This is a genomic window from Achromobacter sp. DMS1 (genome assembly GCF_001270295.1).
Map to the genome: position 1 here is coordinate 1 of NZ_LHSJ01000088.1, position 6760 is coordinate 6760.

6 protein-coding genes are annotated in these 6760 nt (G+C 69.0%); 1 reads left to right on the plus strand and 5 read right to left on the minus strand.

Going from position 1 to position 6760, the window contains the following annotated elements; all coding sequences use genetic code 11:
- The 5 genes from AD428_RS12240 to AD428_RS12260 form a co-directional block, all read right to left on the minus strand.
- A partial coding sequence (locus tag AD428_RS12240) for an ABC transporter ATP-binding protein (protein ID WP_053245344.1) occupies nt 1-1018 on the minus strand: 1018 nt, incomplete at its 3' end.
- Nucleotides 1019-1040: 22 nt separating this feature from the next.
- Nucleotides 1041-1940: an ABC transporter permease gene (locus AD428_RS12245; protein WP_053245345.1), complete on the minus strand. Its 900-nt coding sequence runs from the start codon at nt 1938-1940 to the stop codon at nt 1041-1043.
- Nucleotides 1941-1955: 15 nt separating this feature from the next.
- Nucleotides 1956-2891, minus strand: coding sequence for an ABC transporter permease (locus AD428_RS12250; protein ID WP_053245346.1), 936 nt, complete (start codon nt 2889-2891; stop codon nt 1956-1958).
- Between the two features lie 31 nt (nt 2892-2922).
- The gene (locus AD428_RS12255; protein WP_053245347.1) at nt 2923-4503 is read right to left on the minus strand and encodes an ABC transporter substrate-binding protein; all 1581 of its coding nucleotides are present in this window, start codon (nt 4501-4503) and stop codon (nt 2923-2925) included.
- An 85-nt stretch (nt 4504-4588) separates the two neighbouring features.
- Nucleotides 4589-6028: a M81 family metallopeptidase gene (locus tag AD428_RS12260; RefSeq protein ID WP_053245348.1), complete on the minus strand. Its 1440-nt coding sequence runs from the start codon at nt 6026-6028 to the stop codon at nt 4589-4591.
- 538 nt (nt 6029-6566) lie between these two features.
- Here AD428_RS12260 and AD428_RS26780 point away from each other — a divergent pair.
- Nucleotides 6567-6760, plus strand: a 194-nt coding sequence (locus tag AD428_RS26780) for a hypothetical protein (RefSeq protein WP_053245349.1), incomplete at its 3' end; no start/stop codon positions are given.

Below are 6760 nucleotides of genomic sequence, written 5' to 3' on the forward strand. Positions count from 1 at the left end.
GGGCCACGCGCTCCACCTCGAAACAGGCCGCCACGTGATCGGCGCCGTGCGCCTCCAGCGGCGGCGCCTCGGCGCGGCAGCGTCCGGTGGCATAGGCGCAGCGCGGGGCGAAGCTGCAGCCCCGGCCCAGCTCGCTGGGCGCGGGAACCATGCCGGGGATTTCCGCCAGCCGCGCGCGGCCGGCATTCATCGAGGGCATGGACGCCATCAGCGCCCGGGTGTAGGGATGCAGGGGCCGGTCGAACAGCTCGGCCACCGGCGCCTCCTCGACCTTGCGGCCCGCGTACATCACCACCACGCGGTCGCAGCACTCGGCCACCACGCCCAGGTCGTGGGTGATCATCACGATGCCCATGCCCATCTGCGCCTGCAGCCGGCGCAGCAGGTCGATGATCTGCGCCTGGATGGTCACGTCCAGCGCGGTCGTGGGCTCGTCGGCGATCAGCACCTCGGGGTTGCAGGCCAGCGCCAGCGCAATCATCACCCGCTGGCGCATGCCGCCCGAGAGCTGGTGCGGGTACTCGTGCACGCGCCGCGCGGGCTCGGCGATCTGCACCAGCCCCAGCATTTCCTCGGCGCGCGCATAGGCTTCGCGCCGGCCCAGCTTCTGGTGCAGCATCACCGTCTCGGCGATCTGCCTGCCCACCGTCAGCACGGGGTTGAGCGAGGTCATGGGCTCCTGGAAGATCATGGAGATGCGGTTGCCGCGGATCTTGCGCATCTGCTTTTCGGTGAGCGACAGCAGATTCACGCCTCGGTAGCGGATCTCGCCCGCCGCGTAGCGCCCCGGCGGCGTGGGCACCAGGCGCAGGATGGACAGCGCCGTCACGCTCTTGCCGCAACCCGATTCCCCCACCACTCCCAGCGTGCGCCCGGCCCGCACGCGATACGACACGCCGTCCACCGATCGCACGGTGCCTTCCACCGTATCGAAATACGTCGACAGCCCATCGACCTCCAGCAACGCGTCGCCGGCCTGCGGCGCGCCCGCTGCCTGGCCGTTCGGTTCATGCTTCATGAAGACTCTCCACATCGAAACGCTAGAGCTGGTTGGCCAGCCGCGGATCCAGCGCATCGCGCAGCCCGTCGCCCATCAGGTTGATGGCGAGCACCGTCAGCGCGAGCAGGATGCCCGGATAGAGAATGGTGTAGAAAGCCACCGCCACGTAGTTGCGGCCGTCGGCCATCATGTTGCCCCAGCTCGGCACCTGCGGCGGCACGCCCACGCCCAGGAAAGACAGCACGGCCTCGGTGAGCACCGCGGTGGCGGCGATGAAGGTCGCCTGCACCACCAGCGGCGTCACGGTATTGGGCAGCACATGGCGCCAGAGAATCACGGGCAGGCGCGTGCCGATGGCATGCGCGGCCTCCACGAAAAGCTGTTCGCGCAGGGTCAGCGCCAGCGAGCGCACCAGCCGCACCACGCGCGGAATCTGCGGAATGGCGATGGCGATGATCACCGTGGCCAGGCTGGCCCTTATCACCGCCATCAGCGCGATGGCCAGCAGAATGTCGGGGATGGCCATCATGCCGTCCATGATGCGCATGATGAGCGAATCGGCCCAGCGCACGAATCCCGCCATCAGGCCCAGCACGACGCCGGCCACGCTGGCCAGCGCCGCCACCGACACCGCCACCACCAGCGACACCCGTCCGCCCCACACGGCGCGGCTGAACACGTCCCGGCCCAGCGCGTCGGTGCCGAAGTAATGCTCCGCCGACGGCGGCTTGAGGCGCTGCAGCGGGTTGATGGCCAGGGGATCGTGCGTGGCGAGCCAGGGCGCGGCCAGCGAAATTGCGGCTACGGCCAGCAGCAGCGCCAGTCCCAGCAGCAGCGTGGGATGCTTGCGCACCCAGCGCCAGCGGCGCGCGCCGCCCGACAGCGCCTGATGCACGACCGCGCCGCCGGGCGCGGCGGAAGAAATCGGATTGTCAGCCATGCGTGCCTTCCGGTTTCAGTAGCGGATGCGCGGATCGAACAGCCGGTAGCTCAGGTCGATCAGCAGGTTGATGAACACATAAGTGGCCGCCGAGATCAGCAGCACGCTCTGGATCACGGGGTAGTCGTGATGCTGCACGGCGTCGATGACCAGCCGCCCGATGCCCGGAATGGCGAACACCGTCTCGGTCACCACCACGCCCCCGATCAGCAGCGCGATGCCCACGCCCACGGTGGTGGCGATGGGAATCGCCGCGTTGCGCACCGCGTGCTCCAGCACCGGCAGCACGCCCAGGCCCTTGGCGCGCGCCGTGCGGATGTAGTCCTCGTGCAGCACCTCCAGCACGGTGGCGCGCGTCATGCGGGTAATGAGCGCGATGTACACCAGCGCCAGGTTCACACAGGGCAGGATCAGGCTGCGCAGCCACGGCCAGACGCCGCTGGACAGCCGCGTGTAGCCCTGCACCGGTAGCCACTGCAACTGCACCGCGAAACCGTAGATCAGCAGGTAGCCCACCAGGAACACCGGCACCGAAAACGCCAGCACCGCGAACACCATCACCAGCCGGTCCACCCACGACCCCGCTCGGTACGCCGCCAGCACGCCCAGCGGAATGGCCACGACGATGGACAGCCCCATGGTGAGCGCCGCGATCGACAGCGTGGGCTCCAGGCGCTGCGCCAGCAGCGTCGTCACCGGCACCTGCGTGAAGATCGACGTGCCCAGGTCGCCGCGCAGCAGCTTGCCCGCCCACAGCACGAACTGCCGCCACAGCGGCTCGTCCAGCCCCAGCGCGGCGTGCAGCCGGGCGATGTCGTCGGCGGTGGCGAAGTCGCCCGCGATCAGCGCCGCCGGGTCGCCCGGCGACAGGTGGATCAGCAGGAAGACGATGACCGCCACCACGATCATCACCGGCACCACGGAAAACACGCGTCGGATTACGTACGCCATGGCAGCCTCGCGTCCTCGCGCCGCGCGCCCGTCATTTGTCCAGCACCCAGACGTTGGGCACGCCCCAGATCCTGTCGGTGTGCTTGAGCGACTTCAGCGCCGCGAAGGTCAGCGAGAACTGGCCCACGGGCACGTTCGGGAACACCTGGTAGGCGCGCTCCTGGAAGCGGTCGAGCAGCGCCTTGCGCCCGGCCGGGTCCACCGCGGCGATCCACTTCGCACGCAGCGCGTCCAGCTCCTTGTCGCACGGCCAGCCCGGCAGCGTATTGCCGCAGCTCGCCGCCAGGTAGGTGTTGTTGAGCGGCGAATTCACGTTGAACTCCGAGGCCGACGACACGAACACGTTCCAGCCGCCCTGGTCCGGCGCCGCCTTCTTGCTGCGGCGCGCCGTCATGGTCGCCCAGTCCATCGCCTGGATGTCGAGCGTCATGCCGATGTCCTGCAGCGCCTGGATCGCCACCAGCGTGGCGGCGTTCAGGTACACCGGGTCGGAGGGCAGCATCACCACCACTTTCTGGCCCTGGTAGCCGCCCTCGGCCAGCAGTTTTCTGGCCAGCGCGATGTCGGGCTTGGCGTAGGGCGCCGATCCCGCGGCGGTTTCGTTGGGGCCGCCGCAGATGAAGAACGTGTCGCAGTGATCCAGGCGCAGGTCGGGCGGATACCCCATCGCGCTCACGAACCTGGCCTGGTCGATGGCATGCGCCGCCGCCTGCCGGATCTTGGCGTTGTCGAACGGCGGAAAAGCCTGGTTCAGCACCATGTACGCCTGGTTGCGGCCCATGACGCCGATGGCGATGCCGCTTTCCTTGCGCAACGGCTCGATGTAGTCGGCCGGCGTCTGCTCGATCATGTCCACTTCCTGGTTCTTCAGCGCCGCCACCGCGCTGTTCGAATCCGGAAGAATCACCCATTCCACGCGATCGACGTGCGGCGCCTTGCTGCCCGCCAGGCCCGAGGCCGGCTCGCTGCGCGGCTTGTAGTCCGGATTGCGGACGAACACCACCTTGTTGCCCGGCACCCACTCGTCGCGCTTGAAGAGGAACGGGCCCGAGCCCACCACCTCCGTCAGCGGCCGGTCGGCCGGCATCTTCGCCAGCCGCGCCGGCAGGATGAACGCCGGATAGCTCGACACCTTCGCCAGCCCGTCGAGCACCGGCCCGAACGGCCGTTCCAGCGTGAGCGTGAAGGTGCTGGCGTCCACGGCCTGCCACTTGCCGCCGGCCGCGCTCAGCGCATGGCCGATGTTGTCGCGCGCGGTCCAGCGCTGCAGCGAGGCCACGCAGTCGGCGGCCGTCACCGGATTGCCGTCGCTGAACTTCAGCCCGTCGCGCAGCGTGAAGGTCCAGACCTTCTTGTCGTCGGACACCTTGTAATCCCGCACCATTTCCGGCTGGGGCTGGCCCTTCTCGTCCATGGCAAAGAGCGTGTCGTACACCATGTAGCCGAAATTGCGCGTGATGTAGGCGGTGGTAAAGGTCGGGTCGAGCACCTTCAGGTCGGCATGCGGCACCAGCCGCAGCGTCTTGGTCTCGGCCATCGCGGCGCCCGGGCACAGGGCGCAGGCGGCCGTCATGGAAATCGCGGCGAGGCTCGCCAGCAGTCTTTTCTTCATCGCTACACTCCCTGATCCCGGCATCGTGCGGGTACGAACGGCAAACATGTAAGCCGGCCGCCACGGCCGCGCCGGGCGGCGCCCTTCACAGCGGCCACTTGGGCCGCCGGATCTTCCTGTAGGGCAGCGTCTTCCAGTCCGGCGTCGCCACGCCGCGCCCGCCCACGTAGATCACGTGGCGCGCCACCTGGGAAAACGATGCATGGAAATGCTGGGCCGACTTCACCACCACGATCTTCTTGGACGCCAGGTCGCAGCCGAGCTGGCTGAACAGATCCGTATTGATGGCCTGGTTGCGCACCGACGTCAGCACGATCTCGATGCCCTGCGCCTCGACCAGCGCGCAGTCGCCCATCGGCGCCGGCGCGCCCGACAGCCCTGTCATGACCAGGTTCTTCTTCAGCGCCTTCACCGTGCACGACACGTCGACCGGATCGCCCGACAGCGGGCCCACCTTGCCGCCCAGCCGCATCATCAGCGTGGCGCCGGGCTCCGCATCGAAGGCGATGCGCACCGCCACCGGATCCCAGAGCGGCCCCAGCGCCGCGTTGCGCACCCCGCGCTCCAGCATGCGCGCCAGCATGAACGTGGAATCGCCCGGCGCGCCGCTGCCGGGATTGTCGGGCCGGTCGGCCAGCACCACCGGGCCGCCCTCGAACGCCCGCGCCTCGTCCAGCGCCTCGTCGATGCTCCGGTACGGCACCATCAGCTGCTCGCGCATGGCGATCAGCTCGTCGGCCAGCCGCCGCGCCGCCTGCCGCGCTTGCCCGGCGTCGCCGTCCGCGTACACCAGCACCTTGGTGCCCATCTCCGGCACGTCGCCGGTCGCGAACCCTTGCGCCACCGAAATCGACAGAATGCCGTTCTTGCCTTCCATCTCCTGGATGCGCCGCACGAATGAACGCGCCGGCTCGCGCGTCGTGTGCATGGGCACGATCATCTCGCAATCCACCAGCGCGGCCTTGGGCGCGATGCGGCCTTCGCGCGCCTGCACACAGAGCGTGACCAGCTCTTGCGCGCGCTCGCGGATATCGGTGTGAGGGTATTCCTTGAACAGCACCAACACGTCGGCATGCTCGACCATGGCCGGCGTCAGGTGCGCGTGCGGGTCCAGCTCCGCGCCCACCGTCACGCCGGGCCCCACGATTTCGCGCACGCGCCGCAACACGTCGCCCTCGCAATCGTCATAGCCATCGGCCACCATCGCGCCGTGCAGGCCCAGCAGCACCATGTCCACCGGCAGCGCGCGCCGCAGGTCCGCCAGCAGCTCATCGCGCAGGGTTTCGTAGGCCGAACGGGTCGTAATGCCGCCCGGCTGCGCCGACGTCACCACGCCCTCGAACAGCTCCCAGCCCAGCGCCTTGCCGCGCTGGCGCGCCACATACAGCGGCGCGCCGGCAAAGGTCAACGTGTCCGGGTGCGTGCCCGCCGGGTAGTAATCGCGGTCCCGGAACGACGCAAGACTGGTCGGCATCGGCGCAAACGTGTTCGTCTCGGTGCCCAGGCCGGCGCTGAAAACTCGCATATCATCATCCCCACTCACAAGCGGGGAAAACAGCGGCGCGTAGCCATGCCGGGCCGCGCCATCCGGCCCGCCGTGGTTTCGCGCCTTCCGCGGCGGTCGCGCACAGCGCGCCGTCGGAATCTGGTTCCCCCTGAAATGCTTTTCGATCAGGTTATGTCCGCCGGCCTGCGCGGCCGGCGTTGATGAATCAAGGCCGTCCACATGCTGCACGGCCCGTGCACACATCATGCTATCGCGCTCGCGGCGCATACAAATAGCCAAGACGACAGGGTCTATAACCTTAGGGAATGCGCGCGACCGCGCATCTGACCGGCCGCCCGCCCGCAAACGCGCGCCACGCCTGGCTTTCGCGCCATCCCGTCCCTGCGCGCACGACCGCGTGCGCCACGGCTTCGGCGCGGGAAAACCCTGAACCTCGCACGCCGCCCTTCGCGCAAGTGACAAGCCCGCCGCCGCCCCCTAGAATGCGCTCGCGCCGCGCAAGCGCGACGCCCGGCATCGCCGGCCCATCGACCGCATTCTTGTCTCCGCCCGCCCCATGAACGCCGAAGCCGCCCTGCAGAAAAGCCCGCTGTTCCGACTGTGCGCCGTCTTGTGGCTGGCCGCGATGGCCGGCGTCGTCGCGATGGCGGGCGCCACGGTGCCCCGCCTGGTGGAGAGCGCCTCGCCGCCCGTGCCGCTGCCCCCTCGCGCTGATTGCCAGCGTGGCCCAAAGCGGCATCCTGCCTGGCC